Raw genomic sequence first — 22,920 nt, forward strand, 5'->3', positions numbered from 1 at the left:
ACATCCATCGCCTGACTCAGGCCTTGCCTGCGTCGACCGGCCTGTAACTGCGATGCCAGAGGGTGACAAAGATGGCCAGATAGGTGGCCCAGGTCAGCAACTGCAAGCCGGCCGGTGAGGCATTGTAGCCAAACAGGGCGCGCAGGAAGGTGCCGAACACCCCCTGATCGTCGAGGATGTGGCTGATGTTGAACACCGGCGTGGTCCAGAAGGTGATGACGCCGGCCGCCTGCAACATGTTGACGGCGGACGACAGCAGGCCGGCGGCGATGATGATGATGAGCAGGCCGGTCCAGCGGAAGAAGGGGGCCAGCGCCACCTTGCGGGTGGAGCGCAGCAGCCCCCACACCAGCACCACAGAGACCAGCAGCCCCGCCAGTGCCCCCATCAATCCCTCGTGCAGATCCACCCCTTGCCCGGAATAGATCAGGGCCGAGAAGAAGAGCACGGTCTCGAACCCCTCCCGCATCACCGCCAGGAAGGCGAGCAGCACCAGACCAAACAGGTTGCCGCCGTCGATGGCAGCGTCGATACGCGCCGTCATGGCCCCCACCTGGGACTTGGCCTGCTTCTGCATCCATATCGCCATATAGGTAAGCACCAGGGTGGCGAAGATCAGGATCCCCGCCATCAAGAGGTGGTTGTAGCGTTCGCTCTCAAATTGACTCACCACCACCTGGAACAGGAAGGCCACCACCAGCGAGGCAATCAGGCCAAGGCCCACCCCCAGATAGATGAGCTTGTTGTAGCGACTGGCGCCAAGCTTGGCGAGGTAGGAGAGGCAGATGCCCACCAGCAGGAAGGCTTCCAGCCCCTCGCGCAGGGTAATGAGAAAACTTGCAAACATCAGTGTTCATGCTCCGTGTCAGGGGAGGGGGGAGTCGGCGTTAACTGAGACAGCTGCAGCCGGTTGAGTAGCACTATGGGTGGCTCGGGCAATTGTGGCTCGGCGGCGCGCACCGCCTCATTGACCCATTTGGGATAGGTGCGGAAATTGAGTCTGATGTCGGCGCTGAAGGGGCCTTGTGCGTCCGCAGGCAGGGGCCAGGCTTCATCGCGCCAGCCATCGGCCGGGATGCGGGTATCTTCCAAGAGCTTGGCGTAGCGCCAGAACTTGAGCCCCACCGGCTTGCCCTCGGCATCGCCAAACACTTTTCTGAACAGCCGCGCGTCCTCAGGCACGGCGCCATCCACCGGCTGGCCGCTGCGCAGCACCGTCTTGCCGCTGGCATCGGTGACGGTCAGCTCCAGCCAGAGCTCCCGAAAATCGGCGACCCCGGTGGGCAGGGCGTGGCCTGCGCCGACGTTGGTCACCCGCACCACCAGTTGCTGCCCATCGGCAGCCTGTTCGATACGGGCGCTGAGGGTGGCACTGGAGCGCAGCAGCGCCAGGCTCTCCTGCTCAAGCTCGGGATTGCGCAGCCCCACCAGCTGGTGCTGGGCACCGGTGAAGTTGTGGCGATAGAGGCGTTGTTTATAGGTGCCATTCTCGGTGGAGCGGCCCGCCACCGGGGCACCGCCGTTGCCGGGCTCGGGGTTCATGTGGCAGTCGATGCAGCTGCGCCGCCTGGCGGGATCCTTGGCCTTGGCAAAGCTGGAGTTCTCCCACTCATCCCAGGTATTGACGATGTTGGCGCCGCTGCCCGGGGCAAACTCGTTGTGGCAGGACTTGCACAGGGCCGCATCCTGGTAGAAATCCTGCTGGTAGGAGGCCTTGTGCATGGCCGGGCGGGCATTGATCTGCCGCTCTGCCAGCCAGTGGCGGGCGCTGCCGCCGGGGGCATCTTCGAAGACGTAACTCTCTCTGTCCTTGAGATTGACGGTGACGGCGGCATTGCCCCCCGCGTCTTCCAATCGGGTGATGCGATGGCAGAACAGACAGCTGGTGCCCTCTTCCACCACGGGCTCGCCGGCCTTGTGGGCGGCAATCAGGGAGGCGCCGCCCTGCTCGAACAGGTGGGAGCCCTTGGGCAGCTCCGTCTGGCCGTTCAGCACCTGCTGGGGCATGTGGCAACCCTGACACCACTGGCCGAAGGCTTCCCCCTCGGTCTCCCGGGCCAGTTGCTGCACCACCTTGTAGTAGGGGTGAGAGTTGCCCATCAGCCGGTGATTGCTATCGCTCCAGTCGGCGAAAGCCTGCTGGTGGCAGTTCTGACAGGAGGCGGAGTTGAGCCACTCCTTGGGATGGGTGGTCGGCGCCCTGGCGGGATCCGTGCGGGGGGCATCGAGCCGCAACCAGCTGGCGAGGTAGGGGAGGTTGCCATCGCTGGTCACGAAGGCGTGCAGATCCTCCATCATCGCCTTCACTTCCGATTGCGGATTGGCGGGATCCACCGCCTCTGCGCCGTCACGGGGGTCGTGGCCCATGCCGCCCTGGGTCTGCTGGGTCATGCGCAGGTATTCACCGATAAAATCTCCCGCCACCATGTTGGTGAGATTGGCGTGGCCGTTGATGGCGTTATCTTTGCTCGATTGACGGTGGGCCTGCATCAGGAAGCGGTTGGTGAAGTTGAAACCATCCAGATGGCAGGAGTTGCAGCTCATCCAGTTGTCCCCCGCCATGGGGAAACGGCGGTTGGCATCGTTTTGACCGAGGGTATTACCCAGATTGAACAGCCGCTCGCCGCGCTTGAGCGGTTCGGGGCGGGGATCCGTCTCTACCAGTTTGGCGAAGTGGGGCACATCCACCGTGACTCGGGCGAAGGGGCCGGGGCCACCACTATTAAGGCGGGTGAGATCCTGACTCATGGCGTTTTGCACCAGAATATGGTCGCCATCGATGAGCAGGTCGCGCGGGTTCTGGCCCGGCAGGTGGCGCAGCAACTGGGTCGCCTTGGCGCCTCCCTGGAACTTTTTGCGTCTGTGGCGGTTGCTGTTGGATTTGCCGCTGCGCGACAGGTCAAACACCAGCAGGTCTTCGGAGCCCGCCAGGGTCAGGTAGACCCGCTTGCCATCGGCGGCGAAGCGCGCGGCGAAGGGGTTGGAGACGATCTGGCTGCGGTTGCCGACGCTGGGCAGATTGATCTGCAAGAAGAGCTGCTTTCTTTCATCCACCCGCTCTTTCTCTTCATCGAGATCGATGATGGAAACCGCCGGGAAGACGGTGCTCTGAAACTGGAAGGGGTGACCGAAGCTCCACAGCACATGGGGCAGCCAAGCCTCGCTGCCATCGGGGGAGAGGGCGATGCCATCGAGCAGGCGCGGCAGGCCCTGGGAGCCGCTTGGGGTATCGCTGTGGGTCTCGGCCAGGGTAATGATACGGGGCTCTGCCAGAGAGGGGGCTGCGGGATCCTTCTTGAGCGTGGCCAGGTCGTAGATGGCCAGCTGGCCGGTCATGGCATGGGTCAGCAGCAGGCGATCGTCATCGGTGAGCGCCAGCCCGCGCGGGGTCTCGGCGGTCGCCACATCCAGCATCAGGGCGCCGTCGAGATCGTAGGCTTGCAGGCGCGCCGCCTCAAACAGCGTGACCCAGAACCAGCGCCGCTTGGGGTCGAAGATGACCCCATAAGGTCTATGGCCGGTGGGGATCGCCCTCTCCAAGTCGAGATCTTCGTCCAGCAGCAGCAGGCGATCGCCGCTGTAGTCGGTGACCAGCAGGTTGCCGTTATCGGCTCTTGCGAGCTGACGAAGATCCCCGCCAAAGTGCACCTCTTTGAGCCGCTCACCGCTGCCCCGTGCGAGCAGGGTGACGGAGCCGCCACTCTGATTGGCCGTGACGAGGCGGGGGGCATTCCCCTCCTCATAAGCGGCCAGGGCCGAGCCCATCTGCTGGGCTTGGGCCTGGGGGGCGCCGAGCAGCAAGAGGCAGGTGAACAGGCAGGTGAGCAGCAACTTCAACATGGGATCAGGAACGCCATCTGAGCAGGGTCCAGCGCCAGGCGTGGCGCAAGACCAGAGGAGTGAGCGAGAGTGCACTGAGCCAGTGGGCCCAGCTTGCCAGGGAGCCCAGGCTGTCCCCCGGGGTGCCATGCAATAGCAGCAGCAGGCCGCTGCCGAGGCAAGTCAGCAGCAGGCCTTCGATGATGCGGCCCGTGGCGCGCAAGAACGGCTTGCGGCTATGGCGCAGCAGCCGGCGATGAGAGAGCCAGAAGGCACCAAACAGCAGGGGGAACAGGGAGAGCGAAAGCATGACGTGGAGAAACAGATTCCAGCGCGCCAGGGACCAGATCGGGGTCAGCGGCTCCCACAACAGCAGGCCGGAGAAGAACATCAGATAGAGGCTGCCCTCGGCGGCCTGATGGTGATAGGCCAACCACTGCCAGAGGTATCGTGGTGAGAGGGAAAGACGGGTCATAACGGCTCCACTGCCGGGGAATGACCCCAGGCGGAGCAAGTCTACAATGGGGTAAGAGCAATGAAAAGAATTATCAATTCGTTAATCAATGAATAGAAGCTGAATAAAACCCCTGGGCCAGTTCAGCCTCTCTGCTTGCCGTCTGTGACCCCGCCGCCGATGCCCGCCGTCTCGTCCAGCCAGGATACACCATCCCTATTACGGCCCTGCTGTTCAGGGCTTTTCGGGATGGTGATCCGCCAGTCGCTCGGTGATGGCGTAGATGAGTGCGGCGGTGGAGAAGGCGAGAAACACGATGACAGACCACTTCATCTCGGTCTCGTTGCCGACCCCATCTTCGAGGAAGGCCTTGAGCACTTCTATCCCGGCAATGGTCACCAGGGAGTTGATGACAATGAGCTTCAGGGAGGCGAAGTTGATCTTGTATAGCCAGTTGTCGCCGAGGGTCTCCCGTTGCTCCGGGGTCTTGATGAACTGCACATAGCCGCACAGGGCAACCAGGATCAGCATCTGGGCCACCAGTACAAAATCCACCAGGGTCAGCACCCCGGTCACCAAGTCCAGATAGTGGATGGTGAGGATGTCGCGGCACAGTTCGTAGAGCTTGAGGGCAAACTTGACCATCAGCAGCAACACGCTGAGCAGCATGCAGACATAAAAAGGCAGCATCATGAGACGGCTGCCAGTGAGCAAGAGATTGAAGCGGCCCATGGTGATTCCTTGGCGGGGGCAGGGGTGGAGATTATGACTCAGATGGCGGCCATAAAACATGCCGGTTAACGATCTAGTCTGCTGAGCGAGAGCCTGAACAATTCACCCGGCTGAGCCGAGCGAGAACGGGACCGAAGTCATTGCTTGTCGAAGTTGAGCCGAGCGAGAACGGGGCGTGCCGATTGTTCAGCGCGCGAGGTATGTGGGAGAGCATGCAGTGAGAGAGGGTTGGCTCAGCGTGACACAATGAAGGGATAGACATGAAAAAGCCCGCTTAGTTTCCTAAGCGGGCTTTCGAATGTGGCTCCCTCGACAGGACTTGAACCTGTGACATACGGATTAACAGTCCGCCGTTCTACCGACTGAACTACGAGGGAATTGGCTCCTCCTGCTGGACTTGAACCAGCGACATACGGATTAACAGTCCGCCGTTCTACCGACTGAACTAAGGAGGAATTGCCTGTCTCGTTGAGACAGCGCGCATATTAAAGAGCCGGGCGCCGGGTGTCAAGCTGGCGCTCGGCTACAAATATCACTTTTGATGCTGTTTGCCGAAAACTTGGCCGTTATGGGGTATTTTCAGCACAATCAGCAATTTGCCAGCGAATACCCCTCAACTATCAACTACCTGGACAGGCGGGCAACTGGCCCGCCTGCAATCAGGCGATGATGATGAAGCCGACGAAGGCAATGGCTGCGGTCAGCAGGGCATAGGGCAACTGGGTCACCGCATGACTGACCAGATCGCAACCTGAACCTTGGGCGGCCAGTACGGTGGAGTCGCTATAGAAGCAGGCCTGGCTACCAAACGAGGAGGCTGACAGCAGGGCGCCTATCACCAGCGGAATATCGGCGCCGACCGAGTGAGCCAGGGGCATGACGATGGGGATGGTGACCGCGAAAATCCCCCAGGAGGAGCCGGTGGCAAAGGCCAGCACCGCCATGGAGACGAAGACCACGGCAGGCAGCATCTGCGGCGTCATGTAAGGGGTCAAGCTGTTGATCACGTATTGCGGCAGGTGCAGCTGATCACAGATGTCCTTGAACACGAAGGCGGCTATCACGGTGCCGATGGCGGGCAACATGGTTTTGAAGCCGTCAATCATCTGCTCCATCATCTCGGCAAGGGGCATCAGCCGCTGGGCCATGTAGTAGGGGATGGTCAGCAGCAGGGTGACCAGCAGCCCCTTCCAGATGTCGATGTCGAAATAGACGGTGAAACCGACCAGCATGGCCATGGGCACCAGGAAGTTGTGCAGCTTGCCGGCGCGATCTGCCTGGGCAAACTCCTCCTCGATGGACTTGACCGCATAGCTGTCCGGGGTGAGACCCGCATCTTGCATGAGTTCACTATCGCTGACTCGCATGGCGCCGACGCTGCCATGCTGTGCCCGCAACTCTGCCCGCTTCATGGGGCCTATGGCCGGCACGATCCCCAGGATCACCAGCAGCACCATGAGCACGGCCAGCCAGGCATAGAGCATGTAAGGAATCGCCTGGAAGTAGACGTTGATCCCCTCGCCCGTTGCGGCCACGCCGTTATTTTCCAGCAGACCACCGAAGAAGACGGCCCAGGTGGAGAGAGGGACCAGCACGCAGACCGGGGCCGCAGTGGAGTCCACCACATAGGCCAGCATCTCTCGGGAGACCTTGAAGCGGTCGGTGACTCTCTTCATGGTTTCACCCACGGTCAGGGCGTTGAGGTAGTCATCGATGAAGATGACCAGCCCCAGCATGAAGGTCATGAAGAGGGAGGATTTCGGCCCCTTGGCCAACTTGAGTGCCTGTTGACCGAACGCCATGGCGCCGCCGGTGCGCACCAGCAGGGCGATGAGGGAGCCAAAGCTGCCGCATACCAGGATCAGCCAGCCGATCGTCTCATCCTGCATGGTACGCAGGGAGACCTCGGCGAAGGTATCGAGGGCATCGAAGGGGTTGGCGCTGAGCAGCAGCAGACCCGCAACCGTCCCTATGATGAGGGAGAGAATGGGGCGGCGCAGCCAGATTGCCAGTACCAGTACGACGATGGGAGGGATGAGACTCAGGGCAGTCGGTTCGGACATGCGCATAGGGTCCTTTTATCGGAACCGGCCTTGGCCGGCATACTAAAAGAGAGTGCCCGGCAAGGTGATGTCGAGGGGCAGTACTGCTTCTTATCGGGGTGACAGGGGAGGGGAGAGGATCCCACCGCGCAGCCACCGACTCCGGCCAAAAACATCGGCGCAGAAACTAAGGCTCATTGGGTGCTGAGTCAACCGAAAATCCGCCCAATGAGGCAAAAATCGGCAATATGGCGGCTATCTTGGTTATTCACCGAAGAGTGTACCCTTTCATTGATCCCGGCCATCGAAATCGGATTGGCTATCGGTTAAGGTTGCATGAGATACCATCGCCGCGTCGACGCTCTTGCCGGCCCTTGATGATGATCGGGTGCCGGCTCCGTCGGCCTTTGTCTCTCTGTTCTGGTATTACGACACCAATGCATACTAAAAAAGCACCACTCCCCGTGAGGCTCGCCGTGGCGTTACGCCAATCCTGCCTGGATGAACCCTATACCATGACCCGCCTGGGGCGCGATTTGGTGGCCGGGATCACGGTCGGCATCATCGCCATTCCGCTGGCCATGGCCCTGGCCATCGCCAGCGGCGTGCCGCCCCAGCATGGGCTCTACACCGCCATCATCGCCGGTATTGTCATCGCCCTGACCGGTGGCTCGCGCTACTCCGTCTCCGGCCCTACCGCTGCGTTTGTGGTGATCCTCTATCCGGTCGCCCAGCAATTCGGGGTCGGCGGCCTGCTGGTGGCGACCCTGATCTCGGGTCTCTTCCTGGTCGCCATGGGGTTGGCGCGCCTGGGCCGCCTCATCGAGTACATCCCCCCCTCGGTCACCCTCGGTTTTACCGGCGGCATCGCCATCGTCATCGCCACCCTGCAAATAAAGGACTTCTTCGGCCTGCAGGTACCCGAGATGCCGGAAACCTATCTGGGCAAGGTGGAAGCGCTGGCCCACGCTCTGCCTGGCTGGCAGTGGGGGGATACCCTCATCGGTGTGACCACGCTGGCGGTTTTGCTGCTCTGGCCCAGGCTCAAGTTGCCGGTGCCGGGCCATCTGCCCGCCGTGCTGGTGGGGGCCGGGTTGGGTGTCGCCCTGCACGGTTCAGGTATCGAGGTTGCCACCATCGGCAGCCAGTTCCACTATCTGTTGCCGGGTGGCGGTCAGGGGGCGGGCATTCCCCCTCTGGCCCCCACTCTGCTGATGCCATGGTCCCTGCCCGGGCCCGATGGACAGCCGGTGAACTGGGATCTGGCCGCCATCCAGCAACTGCTGCCTGCGGCCTTCTCCATGGCGATGCTGGGGGCCATCGAATCCCTGCTCTGCGCCGTGGTGCTCGATGGCATGACGGGGCGCAAGCACAGCTCCAACACCGAGCTGGTGGGGCAGGGGCTGGGTAACATAGTGGCGCCCTTCTTTGGGGGCATCACGGCCACCGCCGCCATTGCGCGCTCCGCCGCCAACGTGCGAGCCGGGGCTACCTCGCCCATCTCGGCGGTGATCCATGCTCTGGTGGTACTGGCCGCCGTGCTGGTGCTGGCTCCCTGGCTCTCCTGGCTGCCGTTGTCCGCCATGGCGGCCCTGCTGCTGCTGGTCGCCTGGAACATGAGCGAGGCGCACAAGGCGGTAGAGCTCATTCGCCGTGCGCCCGGTGCGGATGTGCTGGTGCTGCTGGTCTGCTTGTCGCTCACCGTCATCTTCGACATGGTGATTGCCATCACTTTCGGGGTGATCCTGGCCTCACTGCTCTTCATGCGCGACATTGCCAGAATGACCCTGTTGCAGGACTTGGGGCAGCACAAGCGTCATCAGCATCAGGTGCCAGAGCAGGGCCTGCTCTACCGCATCAACGGCCCGCTCTTCTTCGCCGCCGCCGATCGGGTATTTGGCGAACTGGCCGAGCAGGTACAGGGCCACCGCGTGCTGGTGTTGCAGATGGATGCCGTCTCCATCCTGGATGCGGGAGGTCTGTCGGCATTTCTCCATTTCAAGCAGCAGATGGCCAATACCGGGGTGGAGCTGCGCATTGCCGAGTTGCAATTTCAGCCCCTCAAGACCCTGGCGCGGGCCAAGGTGGTACCCGTCCCAGGCCAACTGGCATTTTACGGCTCCTTGGAAGAGGCGTTGGCGGAAGAACAGGCCCCCGGATAAGCCAGATAAACGGGGTTTAATGGGGGAGTTGCCAAGATTTTCACCAATTGGTGTGAATCTTGAGCAAACGACATAAAAAGCAATAAATTGCGTTGACCCATGCAGGCCCATCCCTTACATTACGCCCCGTTGTCGCCGCCATGGCCGTGAGCAACCCTGGTGATTGAACAGGTAAAGCAGCAGTCGAAAATTTGGTGGGATGTCCGAGTGGCTGCCCACCGACGAAGTCGGAAGAGAAGCACGCAACCCGTGCTCCGCAAGCCACTTCAAAGCAGTAAAAAATTTGGTGAGGTGTCCGAGTGGCTGAAGGAGCACGCCTGGAAAGTGTGTATACGGCAACGTATCGAGGGTTCGAATCCCTCCCTCACCGCCATATTGAAAAGCCCGACTCAGGTCGGGCTTTTTGCTTTCTGGTTCCTGCAGATGTTTGGCTCCTTGCCTCGATTGCCAGGGCCGCCACGCCTTGATGATCCTGTACCCGCCCTTGGGGAATATGCCACACTGACCCCCCTTGTTGTCAGGGCAGACGCCATGCCAGATCTCGCTCATCCCACAGCCCCCTGCGGCCAGACTCCCAGTGAGCCTGCGCATTTCACCCGCATAGAACGGGTACTGAGTCATATTCATCAGCACCTGGATGAGCCGCTTTCGGTGACCGAGCTGGCGGCGCTCAGCTGCTGGTCACGCTGGCAGTTGCAACGGGTTTTCCAGAGTGAGACAGGCCTGACGGTGGCGGCTTATGTGCGCGAACTCAAGTTGAGTCAGGCCGCTGTCGCCTTGCTTGGCGGTCGGGATCGGATACTGGATCTGGCCCTGCGCCACGGTTATGACTCGGAGGTGAGTTTCAGTCGCGCCTTCAAGCAGCAGTTTGGTTGCTCGCCACTCGCCTATCGCAAGCGGGGGGTCAGGGTCGGGCTGCGCCAGCCCATCAGTCAGCTGGGGCCGCGGGGTCTGGGGGAGGGCAAGTGGCTGCAAGTGCGAGTCGAGACGCGGCCTGCCTTCAGCTTGCTGGGACTGCGTGGCGAGATCCGTGGCCTCTTTGCCGAGCAGCCCGATTTTCAACAACAAGTACCCGCCATCTGGCAAAGGGTGCAGGCCCTGCCTGGGGGAGAGCAGTTGCACGGCGAGCCCCTGCTTGGGGTGAGCGATCTGCGTGTCCATCAGGATGAGGCGCACCGTTTCCCTTACTGGGCCGGGATTGAGCTGCCTGAATCGCAACCGGATGAGCCCCTCATATTGGCGGGTGCCGAGTTGCTGCGGGTGCCGAGCCAGACCTATGGGGTGGTCACCCATCGCGGGCCCATCGCCCTGTTGCCACACACCTTGAGCTGGTTTATCGAGCAGTGGTTACCCCAGTCCGGTTATCGGGGTCTGGATGGCCTGGAGCTGGAGGCCTATCCCGCCAACTATCAGGGCAAGGCACCAGAGGCCTCTATGAGCTACTGGCTGCCCATTGTCCCCTTGTCATAGCCCATAGCTCATAGCCCAGAGGAGCGGCCCTGATCCTGCAAACCTGGCACTGGCCGCTGGGATCTCGATCCGGTGCCGCCATGGCTGGCAGCACCTTGCCCCTTGTCCAACCTATGGGGTCAGCCTTTCCCCTCGCTCCCAGGCATCCTCTCTCCCTCTGTTTTCTATTGCCCCGCCGCAAGGGGGAACGCCCCCTCTGCCATTGAGGCTGCCCGATATTGACCCTGAACAACATAATAAAGCCTCGTAAGAGACTGATTGTGGGGAGCTTCCTGGGCAAGATGCCCCAAAATGTTAAGTCTGGCGCAAAATAGCTGATTAAAATGCAAATGATATTTGTTACTATTCAATCATTGGCATTCGAGGATCAGATGTACCCACTTCACCCCCCATTGACCCTGGTCGCGGCGACCCTCTCCACCCTGTTTGCGGGACAGACACTGGCAGCCCAGACGGACGTACTGGCTCCCGGTGCTGACACCATGACGGTACTGGGTCAGACCTATCGCAACACGGCGACCAAGACCAAGCTAGACCCTATCGAAACGCCGCAGGCCATCTCCGTGGTCGATAGCCAGACCCTGGAACAACGGGGTGCCAGTTCGGTGAGCGAGGCGTTGCGCTATGTGCCTGGGGTCAATACCGAACTGCGGGGGGGCTCGGTCAATCGCCTGGATCTGTTCAACATTCGCGGCTTTGACAACTACCAGAACTTCTATGACGGCTTGCTGTTGCAATATAACGATTGGAACCTGCAGCCCCAGATAGACCCTGTTGCCATCGAGCAGCTGGAGGTGTTCAAGGGGCCGACTTCCGTGCTTTATGGCAGCATGCCGCCGGGCGGCATGGTCAATCTGATCGCCAAGCGGCCACAGCGCGAGGCCAGGCACAGCGTCAGCGTGGCGGGGGGAACGGGGGATCTGCGTGAGGTGACCCTGGATACGACAGGCCCCATCAATGACACCTTTGCCTACCGGATGGTGGGCCTGGCCCGTCACAAGGATGGCCAGGCGGTGACTTCGGAAGAGGAGCGCTATGTGCTGGCCCCCTCCCTGGACTGGCAGCTCGGCGAACGCACCCTGCTCAACCTCAATGTCTATTACCAGAAGGATCCGGCCGCGGGCATCTATACCACTGTCCCGGCCAAGGGCTCGGTCAATGACAACCCCCTCGGCAAGCTCGACAGTGACACCTTCCTCGGTGACGAAAACTGGAACCAGTACAACCGGGAAGTGGCGCTGTTTGGTTACAAGCTGAGCCACGATTTCAATGCCAACTGGCAGTTCCTGCAAAATGCCCGCTACATGGATGCGTCAGCCAGGCAGCACAACACCTATAACGCGGCGTTGGCGGCAGACGATCGTACCCTGGCTCGTAACGCCTATCTGACCGACGAGGAGTCCAAGGGGTTCGTCATCGACAACCAGCTATCTGGCAAGCTGCAGACCGGATCGATGGAACACAACCTCTTGCTCGGCGTCGACTACCAGTATCTGGATGCCCAGGTGCTCTATCGGGATACCCTCGACTATTCGGCCCCCAGTATCGACATTTTCAATCCCGATCACAGCCAGATTGACCCTGATAGCCTCAACTTCATCTATCAGGATCGCAAGCAGATCAAGCAGTACCAGACGGGGGTCTATCTGCAGGATCAGCTGCGCCTCGACAGACTGGTGGCCATCGGTGGCCTGCGCTATGACAGCTACCGGATGGACACCGACAGCGACACGCTCTACAGCGGAAGTGCCGGCCACACCCTGGCCAAGATCGATCAGGATAATCTCTCCTTCCGTCTGGGCGCCCTCTATGAGCTCGATTACGGTATCTCGCCCTATGTGAGTTATGCCGAGAGCTTCGAGCCGGTGCCGGGGGCGGACAAGCATGGCGAGGCGTTTGATCCCGCCACCGGTGGGCAGTGGGAGGGGGGTGTCAAGTACCTGTCTGAGGACATGAGCAAGACCCTGACCCTGTCGGCATTTCGCATCACCAAGAAAAATGCCCTGGTGACGGATCCGGACAACGTCTACGGGCCCAAGCTGCAGACCGGCGAGATGGTCTCCAAGGGGTTGGAGCTGGAGGGGCGCATCGACGTCACCAGCAACCTGGAGTTGAGTGCCACCTATACCCTGCTCGACATGGTGATCAGCAAGGATACCACCAGTTTGCAAGGCAAGACCCCGGTCTGGGTACCGGATCAGACGGCCTCCCTGTGGGCTGACTACCGCCTCGAACAGGGCCCAGCGGCCGGGCTGCGCCTGGGAACTGGTTTGCGTTACGTGGGGGAGGCCGAGCTCGATGCCGCCAACAGCGACAAGGTGCCCGACTATGTGCTGATGGACATGGCCGCCTCCTACGACTTGGCCCGGCTGAGCCAGAGCCTGAAAGGGGTGGAAGCCTCCGTCAGTGCCAGCAACCTGTTCGATACCACCTACTACTCCTGCTACGACCAGAGCAACTGCTGGTTCGGTGCCGAGCGCAACGTGGAGGCCAGACTCAAATACGTATTCTAAGCTTGCGCCCCGGCCGGACGCCGGGGCCCTCTTATCAGGGCAGCCCACCCCATGACAACCCCTCTGCCGGCCCGCTGGGTGAGCCGGGGCTTGGCCGCGTGGCCGCACAGGAGCGGGCACTTGGCCTGGCGGCTTATGAGCGGCTGTTCCTTGCCGCCGGGGAGCTCATTCCCTCCCTCAAGGGGCAGCTGATGGAGGGGGAGAGGCCGTTGCTGGTCACGGCCGACGGCACCATGGCCCCCGCGGCGGTGGCATTGGCACTGCATGATCACTGGCGGCTGGCACACCCGGAGGCGGGCCCCGCCTACTGGCTGACCCGCAGTTGGGGCATGCTCAGCTGGCAGTCCATCTACCTCGCCATGGTGGCCGTCTATCGGGTGGGAACCGTGCCTGCGCTGGACAAGTTGGGGCTGGGGTATAGCGCCGGTCTGGTATCGGGATTCAGCTTGCCCCTTGACCCACTGATCGGGGGCCAGCAGGAGCTGTTGATCGAGGCGGCGGGCAGGCGACTGCGTCGTCATTGGCAGGAATTGTTCGAGATGCTTGCCAGTGAGATGCGGCTGCGGCCCGGCTTCGTGCGCCCGCTCCTGGCGGACGATCTGCTGGCTGCCCTGGTGCGAGTGCCGGATTTCTTCGGGGAGATAAGCCCCGAAGTGGTCGCGGCCCATGCGCCGCTCTGGCTGGCCGCCTGTGGCTTGCCCGCCGAGCATCTGGCCGGGTGGTGCCAGGCGTCAGCGGAGGTGGCGAGCGCCTCGCCCGGTTATGTCCGCCAGCGTTGTTGCCTGCACTACAAGCGCCGTGATGGCTCGCTGTGTGAGAATTGCCCCCGGCGGCAAGATGCAGCGGCTCGTTGCGATGATGAGACGGGGCAAGGGTTGGAATAAGTGTGTTAAGTGTTGGTCAAGGCCGCCCAAGGGGCGGCTTTTTCATGTCCCGAGTCAGGCCCCCATCTTGACACGAATGCGCTCGAACAGGCTCTGCAGGCAGGGCTGATCCCGATCGGCGGCCCGCACCGCGCCATACATGTGGCGGCGCACCCCGCTGCCCAGGGGGCGCGCCTCGAGCAAGCCCTGGCGCACGAACTCCTCGCTGGCCCAGCGCGGCAGGGCGGCCAGCCCAAGCCCGGCGGCGGCCATCTGCAACATGACCGAGGTGTTGTCCACCGGCTTGCAGCGCTTGGGTTCGACGCCAGCCGGTTGCAAGAAGCGGCTGAACACGTCCATGCGGGCCCGCTCCACCGGGTAGACCAGCAGCACCTCCTGCTTGAGATCCTCCGGGGCTATCCGGGCCTGCTGACAGAGGGGATGGTCCGGCGCCATCACCAGGGTGAGGTCGAAGGCGAACAGGGGCTCGAAGTGGAGATCCCCGCGGGCCTGCACGTCCGAGGTGAGCAGCAAGTCGAGCTGGCCGCCGAGCAGGGCGCTGATGGCATCGAAGCCGGGCACTGACTCCACCTCCAGATCTACCCCGGGCCATTGGCGGCGAAAGTCCGGCAACAGCGGCAGCAGCCACTGGATGCAGCTGTGGCAATCCAGCGCCAGGTGCAGCCTGCCCGCGTCGCCGCTGTGCAGAGCCAGCAGCTGGCGCTCGGTCTGGGCCAGAGCGGGCAGCACCTGACGGGCCAGGGCCAGCAGATGCTGGCCGGCCGCCGTCAGCACCAGGGGGCGGCTCTTGCGCAGATAAAGCTCCAGGTTGAGGCGGGTCTCCAGCTCTTTCAACTGGTGGGAGAGGGCGGACTGGGTGAGGTTGAGGCAGAGGGCCGCCCCCGCCAGTGAGCCCTGCTCGGCCAGGGCGCTGATGGTCTTCAGGTGCTTGAGATCTATGCCCGCGTTGGTGTTCTGATGGCTGGTCGACTGGTTGGGCACACCCATGGCACTGCTCCTTTGTGCGTCAGTTGAGGATTTCTTGAGAGCCAGTTGAAGAGGATTCAATAGCCAAGGCCACCTTATCTCGTCACTCTAGATGTGTAAACATCTGGATGGCTAAATCATCCAGTTTCCCATCAGATGAATGAGCATAAGGAATTGGACCTATGACACGAGCACACACCCTGGGCTTCCCCCGTATCGGCGCCAAGCGCGAGTTGAAATTTGCCCTGGAATCCTACTGGCGCGGCGAGACCACCCAGGCCGAGCTGGTCACCGTGGGCAAGAGTCTGCGGGAGCGCCACTGGCAGGCCCAGCGTACCGCCGGGGTCAACCTGCTGCCGGTGGGCGACTTCGCCTGGTACGATCAGGTGCTCGGTACCAGCCTGCTGGTGGACGCCGTGCCTGCCCGTCACCGCCATGGGGACACCGATCTCGACACCCTGTTCCGGGTGGCCCGTGGCCGTGCGCCGACCGGCCCCGCTGCTGCCGCCGCCGAGATGACCAAGTGGTTCAACACCAACTATCACTACCTGGTGCCCGAGTTCAGCCGTGATCAGCGCTTCAAGCTGGGCTGGAGCCAACTCTTTGAAGAGGTGGAAGAGGCCAAGGCGCTGGGACTGCCGGTCAAGGCGGTGCTGCTGGGCCCGGTCTCCTACCTCTGGCTCGGCAAGGAGAAAGAGAGCGGCTTCTCTCGTCTGGAATTGCTCGACCGCCTGCTGATCGTCTATCAGGAGATCCTGGCGAAACTGGCATCCCAGGGAGTGGAATGGGTACAGATAGACGAGCCGGCCCTGGCGCTGGACCTGCCGGACGAGTGGCGCCTGGCCTACCTCAACGCCTACGAGCGCCTGAGCGGTCCCTGCAAGCTGCTGCTCACCACCTATTTCGGTTCCGTGGCCCATCAGCGCGACATCATCACCAGCCTGAAGGTGGATGGCCTGCACCTGGATCTGGTGGCCGCCCCCGAGCAGCTGGAGACCCTGGTGCCGCATCTGCCGGCCCAGTGGGTGCTTTCCGCTGGCGTCATCAACGGCCGCAACGTCTGGCGTGCCAACCTGGGCAAGCTGGCGCCGACGCTAAAAGCGCTGAAGGATAAGCTCGGCGAGCGGCTCTGGGTGGCCTCTTCCTGCTCCCTGCTGCACAGCCCGGTGGACTTGACCCTGGAGCACGAGCTGGACGGCCAGACCCGCAGCTGGTTCGCCTTCGCCCTGCAAAAGTGCTACGAGCTGGGGCTGCTTGCCGACTACCTGGACGGAGGGGATCTGGACAAGATCAGCGCCTACAGCCAGCCCATCGTCGATCGGGAGTCCGACAGCCGGGTCCACAAGCGGGCGGTGCAGTCGCGTCTGGCCAGCCTCACCAACAGCGATTTTGACCGCCAGAGCGCCTATCCGGTGCGCGCCGAGGCCCAGCGCACCGATCTCAAGTTGCCGCTCTTGCCCACCACCACCATAGGCTCCTTCCCGCAGACCTCCGACATCCGGTTGCTGCGCCAGGAGTGGCGGGCCGGTCGCATCGACGACGCTGCCTACGAGGCGGGCATTCAGGCCCAGATCAAGGACGCCATCGCGCGTCAGGAGGCCATAGGGCTGGATGTGCTGGTGCACGGCGAGGCCGAGCGCAACGACATGGTGGAGTATTTCGGCGAGCTGCTGGACGGCTTTGCCATCACCCGCTTCGGCTGGGTGCAGAGCTATGGCTCCCGCTGCGTCAAGCCGCCGGTGATCACCCGGGATATTGACCGCCCGACCCCCATGACGCTGGCGTGGACCAAGTTCGCCCAGAGTCTGACCGACAAGCCGGTGAAGGGGATGCTGACCGGCCCGGTGACCATACTCTGCTGGTCCTTCCCCCGGGAAGACGTGAGCCGCGAGCAGTCCGCCCTGCAAATTGGCCTGGCCATTCGCGACGAGGTGGCAGATCTGGAAGCCGCCGGCATCAAGATCATCCAGATCGACGAGCCGGCGATCCGCGAAGGGCTGCCCCTGCGCAAGCAGGATCACCAGGCTTACCTGGACTGGGCGGTGCGCGCCTTCCGTCTGAGCGCAAGCCCAGTGGTGGACAGCACCCAGATCCACACCCACATGTGTTACAGCGACTTCAACCTCATCATAGAGGCGGTGGCGGCGCTGGACGCGGACGTCATCACCATAGAGACCAGCCGCAGCCAGATGCAGTTGCTCGAGGCGTTCGAGCGCTTCAACTACCCCAACGAGATCGGGCCGGGCGTCTACGACATCCACTCGCCGAACGTGCCGAGCCAGGGCTGGATTGAGGATTTGATCCGCAAGGCGGCCAGACAGATCCCGGCCGATCGGCTCTGGGTCAACCCGGACTGCGGCCTCAAGACCCGCGGCTGGGAAGAGACCACGGCTGCCCTCAAGGTGATGGTCGATGCGACCCGGGCGCTGCGAGCCGAACTGGCCTGAGCAGGCTCTTACCGCTCGGCAGACAACGCAAGAGCACTGAGATAACGGCAGAGGGAAGGCGCAGGCCTTCCCTCTTTTTTGCATGGGTCCCTTATGCCCCCTCAGGGGGTAAGCAGCAGGGGGGCGCCGGTTTGCGGGTATGGTGCTGGGCTTTGCGGCCGGAGCCACCCCTGCGATGGCACCTCCCGCGCCAGCGCCTCGGCCAGCCAGTGCCCGTCGAGGGGGATGGCGTTGCGATCCTCGATCACCAGATTGAGGTGCTGGGCACCGAGGCAGCCGTAGCGCGCCGGGTCTGTCTGGGTGAAGAGGCCGAGGCAGGGCACGCCGCTCGCGGCCGCCAGATGTAGGGGACCTGTGTCGCAACTGACGAAGAGGGCGAGGCCGCGGGTGAAGCGGGCCAGCTCGCTCATGCTGGCCAGGGATAGGTGCGGATCCCCCAGCAGGGGTTGGGGGGAAGCCGGATCTTCGAGCTGGATCAGCAGGGCATCCGGACTGTGGCGGCGCAGATCCCCGAGCAGTCGCCGCCACTGGGTGGCGGAGAGCCCCTTGCCCTTGCGGGCGCCGGTGAAGAAGCCGATGAGGGGGCGGCCCGGGTGGGCCCGCCGCAACGCGGCCAGCGGCGGGCAGGGTGCCTGGATCGCGCTGCCAAGCTCAATCTGCTCCGCCGGGTTGCCATGGCAACCGAGCAGTTGCAGGGGCTGGTGGGCGTAGTGGCAGCCACTGTCGGGGCTAAGGGGCTGATCGAACAGGGCATCCCCCCTGGCGTCGTCAAAGCCGATCTTCTCGCCGGCCCGCACCCAGGCGGCGATCAGGTGATCCGTGCTGGAGGCAAACGGCACATAGACGCTGTCATAGTGCCGCTGGCGCAGGCGCCACAGCACCGCCAGGGCGCCGATCAGCTGCTTGCCCTGCATGCGGACCCGATGGATGGCCCCCAGTTGCAGATCGGCGAGAAAGGGGAGCAAGGGGCCGCCGCTGCACACCAGCTCGATCTCGGCGTTGGGGTGATCCCGTCTCAGCCGCTGCAGGAAGGGCAGCAGGAAGAGGTTGTTGCCGATGCGGTTGGTGCTGCGAATGACCAGGATCCGCCGGGGCGCCTGAGGTGAGGAGGGCAGACGGCCCCGTCCGGCCAGCCAGGCGAGGGTGGCCCGCTCCAGCCCGGCGGTCCAGCTGCGGCGCTGGCCATCGAAGCGACGCAGGGCATCTCTGAGAGTCTTCATAGCGTTTGGCTCCGTTCATGAGGATGGCAGCAAGGTGACAGCCGACCCTTAAGCCAGCGTTAAGAGGGAGGAAAAAGTGCCGTGGAGCCGGTGGCGGCAGGATCAGCGGGCGATAAGCCGGGGGGTCAACCCCTGGCGGGCTGGTATTGGACCGGGGTTACTGGCTAGAATTGCGCATTTGAAATAAATGTTATCGTCTTCGGGAGCAGGATGCAGTTCAGGGATTTTTTGCCGGTATCGACCAATACCAGCCTCAAAGAGAGTTGTTACGGCGCCCTCGGCGCCTTCGTCGGATTGCTGGGCACCGCCTGGCTGTGCCAGTGGGGGCTGGGGCTGGAGGTGCACTGGCTGATCGCCCCTATGGGGGCCTCCGCCGTGCTGCTGTTTGCCGCCCCGGCGAGCCCCCTGGCCCAGCCCTGGTCCATCCTGGTGGGCAACGGGGTCTCGGCCCTGATGGGGGTGCTGAGTGCCAGCCTGGTGCCGGACATGGCCCTCGCCTCGGCCCTGGCGGTGATGCTGGCCATCGCCGCCATGTTCCTCACCCGCAGCCTGCACCCGCCCGGCGGGGCCGTGGCCCTGACCGCCGTCATCGGCGGCGAGGGGATCCGGGCGCTGGGGGTGGGTTATGTGCTGCTGCCTGTGCTGCTCAACTCCCTGCTGTTGCTGAGCCTGGGGCTGCTCTACAACCGCGCCCTGGGGCGCCGTTATCCCAATGGCGGCAAGGTGGCGCCCAATCGTCACCAGACGGCGGATCCCCAGCCGAGCGCCCGGCTCGCGACCCAGGACATCGACTTTGCCCTGGACAAGCACGGGGAGCTGCTCGACATCAGCCGCCAGGATCTGCAGGAGCTGCTGCAGGAGGCCCAGTTGCACGCCCTGCGGGGGCGAGTGGGCACGGTGCGCTGTCAGGATGTGATGTCGCGGGATCTGGTGGTCAGCTCCCCAGAGGCGTCAGCCATGGCGGCCTGGGATCTGCTCTCTCACCATCAGATCAAGGCGTTGCCGGTGGCGGACGAAGAGGGTCGATTGGCGGGCATCATCACCCTGCATGATCTGATGATCGACAGGGAGAGCCGCCAGCCCAGGGGGCGGGAGGCGCTCGAGCAATTGCGGGTGGCGGATCTGATGACCCGGGAGGTACAGACGGCACGGCGCTACCAACCCCTCTACGATCTGGTGGCCGCGTTTTCCGACGGGGGCTTGCACCATATGCCTGTGGTGGAAGGGGAGCGGCTGGTGGGCATCATTACCCAGTCCGACATGGTGGCGGCCCTCTTCACCCTGGCCCTGCAACCCGGGCAGGCGGAGGAAGCTCCCGCCTGCCAGCCATAAGAAGCGGGCCCCTTGCGGGGCCCGTTTTGTTCAGGGTTTGGGGTAGACGGTCTCCCCCATGAACACCGTCTGCTCGACCCGGGTCTGTGCGATCTGCTCCGGCGTGCCGGCCTTGACCAGGGCGAACAGGTCCCGGTCCAGCACGATGAAGTCCGCCGACTTGCCCGCCTCGATGGAGCCGGTGATGTCCCCCTGGCGTACTGCCCTGGCGCCGTTGATGGTGTAGGCGGCCAGCATCTCGGCAAGGGAGGTGCGCTGACTGGCCCTGAAGTCGTCGCCACTGCCGGCCGCCTTCACTATGCCGGCGGCCATGTTCTCGAACGGGCGCGGGTCCCGGCTGTCCACCGGGGCGTCGCTGCCCGCCACCAGCACGGCGCCAGCCTGGCGCGAACTCTCGACCGGGTAGAGGGCGTCATGGAGATAGCCCATGGGGTCGTAGATGGCTTCGCTCAGGGACTGTCCCACCCTGGTTGGCTGGATGAAGGGGCTGACCAGCATGTCGTAGGCAAGCTGGGGCGTGGTCCAGGCATAGGTGAAGGTGAGGTAGAGGCCAAGCTCGCCGAGGCGTTTCTGATCGTCTGGGTGCACCACCTGCAGGTGGGCCAGGGTGTGGGGGATGCCGCTCTCCCCGTTGCTGGCGCGGGCCGCCTCCAGGGCATCGAGGGCCACCCGGGTGCTGCGATCGCCGATGCTGTGCATGTGGATGCCAAACCCGGCCCCATCCAGCGCAGTGACGTAGCGGGTCAGATCCGCCTCCTTGTAGTTGACGATGCCGTTGCTGCCCGCATCCTCGCTGTCCGCTGTGATGCTCACCTCGCCGCTGTCGGGATCCAGGGCCAGATGGGGATGCAGGTAATTCCCCAGCATGCCGGCATTGGGCAGGAAGGGGGGGCTGGTGAAGGGATCCCCCTCCAGCACGCCGTCGAGGAAGATCTTGACCGCATCGGCCTTGATGAGGGGGTTGCCTGCGAAGGCGTCACGCACCTGGTTCGCCTTGGCCAGGTGCCCGTCAATGTCCAGCTTGCCGCTGTAGTCATCCTGGTTGAAGCAGGTGGCAGCGGTGACGCGCATGTGCAGCAGATCCTGGTCCTGCATCTTGCGCAGCCGCTCCCGGATAAAGTCGTTGGCGCAGGCATCCTGCACCCCTGTGATGCCGCGGGACGCCATCAGCTCGGAGATGGCGGGGAGTATCTTGTCATACTGGGCCGCCGCCTGTTCCCCCTCTGCGCTCAGCACCCCGGTGTCGGGGACCGCAATGGCGCTGCGGGCCGCGTCCCGGATCACGCCGGTTGCCAGATCCACATAGGGAATGAGGGCCTCGAACACGCCGTCCGGGGCCAGGGTGGTGGCATTGAAGCCGACCACATTGCCGTCCTCGTCCTGTGCCAGCGCCAGCGCCTGAGAGTTGTAGCCGCCGGCATGGCCGTCGACCCCGGCCAGCATCACGGGGTTGTTCGGCGCCGCCGCATCCAGGGCCGCCAGCAGGGTGGCATGGGTGGCGGTGGGGGTGTTGCCGTCATAGGGCGACCACTGGTTGACCACCAGCCACTCCCCGGGGGCCGGGGCGTAGCGGGGCAGGCACTCGCTGATCTTGGCCGCGAGCTGATCCAGGTTGACGCTCTGGCCGTCCAGATCGCACATGTCGAGCGCAACAGTGCCGAGCAGGTGGATGTGGTTGTCGTGCAGGCCAGGCATCACCATCCTCCCTTGCAGATCCACCACCTGGGTCGCACTGTTCTTCAGGGCCTCGGCTCCCGCGCGGGAGCCCACGTAAGTGAATTTTCCCCCTTGCACCACCATGGCCTCGGCCTGGCTGCGTTGCCCATCCTGGGTGTGGATCTTGCCGTTGAGATAGAGGGTGTTGCCGGGGGGCGGCTCACTGCTGTCTTGCTGGCAGCCGAGCAGGCCACTCACCAGCAGGGCGATGGCGCCCAGCCTGAGACGGGGGTGTTTGCTATCCATAGCGCGCTCTCCTTGGGTTAATTGCAGTTTTTACTGCAGATATGAGCACTTATGGTTATTGCAGCTATTCTGAAAAATGCCAGTGATTGCTGCACTTTTTTTGACTTGTGTTTACCTTGTCTCATCATGTAGTTATGACAACCAGTTGCCCCTTGGGGGCGCAGACCGCATCGGGGGAAGAGAATGTCACAACATGTGCTGCCGGCCGAACTGTGCATGCGGCGCCAACCCAGGCAACTGCGCAGCCAGGAGGTGGCGAGCCGCATCGAGCAGGCCACCCTGGCCCTGTTGCAGGAGCAGGGGTTTGCGGCCCTCAACACCAACGCCATCGCTGCCCGCGCCGGGGTGGGCATCAAGTCGCTCTACCACCTGTTTCCCAACAAGGAGGCGATCATCTGCCGGCTGGCCCTGGACTGGCTGGCGGCGGTGTGCGAGGCGCAGGAGGTCATCCGCGAGCAGGCCGACAGCTGGCCGCAGACCCTGCTGATGCTGGACGAGGCGCTGGAGGCGCTGGATGAGCGCTTCGTCGGGTACGGGGCGCTGTGGCAGGCGATGGATCTCATTCCCGCCCTGCACGGGGTCGAGCAGGAGCACGAGGGGCGACAGGTAGCCTTCTGGTCCGAGCGGCTGCGCCACTTTGGCTGCCGCTGGCCCGAGCACGAGCTCATCACCCTGGTGCGCTATTTCTACCGCACCGCGGACGTGGCCAAGCAGTGCACCAAGGGGCAGGGGGAGGCGGGGGCGCAGCTGTGGCAACTGCATAGACGCTGGAGCGAGCAGCTGATGATGGCGGCCATCGAGGAGCCGGATCCCGCCCGGGTCTGGCAGTCGATGCCGGGACTGGCGCCGGGTTGCCAAGCCGCCGCGAAGAGTGGCGAATAGAAGAGGGACGAATAAAGAGAGGGAGTGCCAGGCAC

General features: G+C 63.3%; 15 protein-coding genes and 3 tRNA genes. 8 read left to right on the top strand and 10 right to left on the bottom strand.

Annotation, left to right across the window (positions count from 1 at the left end; genetic code table 11):
* Positions 1-16: 16 nt before the first annotated feature.
* From M2366_RS08880 to M2366_RS08910, 7 genes are all read right to left on the bottom strand, one after another.
* Positions 17-847, bottom strand: a complete 831-nt coding sequence (locus M2366_RS08880; RefSeq protein ID WP_259269500.1) for an FTR1 family protein — start codon at positions 845-847, stop codon at positions 17-19.
* Positions 847-3,840, bottom strand: coding sequence for a YncE family protein (locus M2366_RS08885; protein ID WP_259269501.1), 2,994 nt, complete (start codon positions 3,838-3,840; stop codon positions 847-849). The genes M2366_RS08880 and M2366_RS08885 overlap by 1 nt, the downstream gene beginning before the upstream one ends.
* 4 nt (positions 3,841-3,844) lie before the next feature.
* On the bottom strand, positions 3,845-4,294 hold the full coding sequence (locus M2366_RS08890) for a hypothetical protein (protein ID WP_224430616.1): 450 nt from the start codon (positions 4,292-4,294) through the stop codon (positions 3,845-3,847).
* Positions 4,295-4,507: 213 nt separating this feature from the next.
* Positions 4,508-5,005, bottom strand: coding sequence for a YqhA family protein (locus M2366_RS08895; protein WP_042042154.1), 498 nt, complete (start codon positions 5,003-5,005; stop codon positions 4,508-4,510).
* A gap of 301 nt (positions 5,006-5,306) precedes the next feature.
* A tRNA-Asn gene (locus M2366_RS08900) sits at positions 5,307-5,382 on the bottom strand.
* Between the two features lie 2 nt (positions 5,383-5,384).
* Positions 5,385-5,460, bottom strand: a tRNA-Asn gene (locus tag M2366_RS08905).
* 204 nt (positions 5,461-5,664) lie between these two features.
* Positions 5,665-7,068 carry a Na+/H+ antiporter NhaC family protein gene (locus M2366_RS08910; RefSeq protein ID WP_224430615.1) on the bottom strand — a complete coding sequence of 468 codons (1,404 nt, stop codon included), beginning with the start codon at positions 7,066-7,068 and terminating at the stop codon, positions 5,665-5,667.
* A gap of 416 nt (positions 7,069-7,484) precedes the next feature.
* Here M2366_RS08910 and dauA point away from each other — a divergent pair, with 416 nt between their 5' ends.
* The 5 genes from dauA to M2366_RS08935 all read left to right on the top strand — a co-directional run bounded on the left by dauA (position 7,485) and on the right by M2366_RS08935 (position 14,076).
* Complete coding sequence (gene dauA, locus M2366_RS08915) at positions 7,485-9,209, top strand: C4-dicarboxylic acid transporter DauA (RefSeq protein WP_259269502.1); 1,725 nt, start codon at positions 7,485-7,487, stop codon at positions 9,207-9,209.
* 285 nt (positions 9,210-9,494) lie between these two features.
* Positions 9,495-9,582 (top strand) — tRNA-Ser (locus M2366_RS08920).
* A 158-nt stretch (positions 9,583-9,740) separates the two neighbouring features.
* Positions 9,741-10,679, top strand: a complete 939-nt coding sequence (locus M2366_RS08925) for an AraC family transcriptional regulator (RefSeq protein ID WP_259269503.1) — start codon at positions 9,741-9,743, stop codon at positions 10,677-10,679.
* A gap of 371 nt (positions 10,680-11,050) precedes the next feature.
* Positions 11,051-13,192: a TonB-dependent siderophore receptor gene (locus M2366_RS08930; RefSeq protein WP_259269504.1), complete on the top strand. Its 2,142-nt coding sequence runs from the start codon at positions 11,051-11,053 to the stop codon at positions 13,190-13,192.
* Positions 13,193-13,290: 98 nt separating this feature from the next.
* Positions 13,291-14,076, top strand: coding sequence for a siderophore ferric iron reductase (locus M2366_RS08935; RefSeq protein WP_259269505.1), 786 nt, complete (start codon positions 13,291-13,293; stop codon positions 14,074-14,076).
* 54 nt (positions 14,077-14,130) lie between these two features.
* Here the strand turns inward: M2366_RS08935 and M2366_RS08940 are convergent, their stop codons facing one another.
* Positions 14,131-15,063 carry a LysR substrate-binding domain-containing protein gene (locus M2366_RS08940; protein WP_259269506.1) on the bottom strand — a complete coding sequence of 311 codons (933 nt, stop codon included), beginning with the start codon at positions 15,061-15,063 and terminating at the stop codon, positions 14,131-14,133.
* 161 nt (positions 15,064-15,224) lie between these two features.
* On the opposite strand from M2366_RS08940, the gene metE reads away from it, so the two are divergent.
* Complete coding sequence (metE, locus tag M2366_RS08945; RefSeq protein WP_259269507.1) at positions 15,225-17,489, top strand: 5-methyltetrahydropteroyltriglutamate--homocysteine S-methyltransferase; 2,265 nt, start codon at positions 15,225-15,227, stop codon at positions 17,487-17,489.
* 101 nt (positions 17,490-17,590) lie between these two features.
* Here metE and M2366_RS08950 read toward each other — a convergent pair whose 3' ends face one another.
* Positions 17,591-18,709 (bottom strand): glycosyltransferase family 9 protein, encoded by a 1,119-nt coding sequence (locus M2366_RS08950; protein ID WP_259269508.1) that lies wholly within the window; start codon positions 18,707-18,709, stop codon positions 17,591-17,593.
* Positions 18,710-18,919: 210 nt separating this feature from the next.
* Here M2366_RS08950 and M2366_RS08955 point away from each other — a divergent pair, with 210 nt between their 5' ends.
* Complete coding sequence (locus M2366_RS08955) at positions 18,920-20,041, top strand: HPP family protein (RefSeq protein ID WP_259269509.1); 1,122 nt, start codon at positions 18,920-18,922, stop codon at positions 20,039-20,041.
* A gap of 30 nt (positions 20,042-20,071) precedes the next feature.
* Here M2366_RS08955 and M2366_RS08960 read toward each other — a convergent pair whose 3' ends face one another.
* Positions 20,072-22,003, bottom strand: a complete 1,932-nt coding sequence (locus tag M2366_RS08960) for an amidohydrolase (RefSeq protein ID WP_259269510.1) — start codon at positions 22,001-22,003, stop codon at positions 20,072-20,074.
* A gap of 183 nt (positions 22,004-22,186) precedes the next feature.
* On the opposite strand from M2366_RS08960, the gene M2366_RS08965 reads away from it, so the two are divergent.
* Positions 22,187-22,885: a TetR/AcrR family transcriptional regulator gene (locus M2366_RS08965; RefSeq protein ID WP_259269511.1), complete on the top strand. Its 699-nt coding sequence runs from the start codon at positions 22,187-22,189 to the stop codon at positions 22,883-22,885.
* Positions 22,886-22,920: the final 35 nt, after the last annotated feature.

Source organism: Aeromonas sp. BIGb0405 (genome assembly GCF_024807335.1).
GTDB classification, from domain to species: domain Bacteria; phylum Pseudomonadota; class Gammaproteobacteria; order Enterobacterales; family Aeromonadaceae; genus Aeromonas; species Aeromonas rivuli.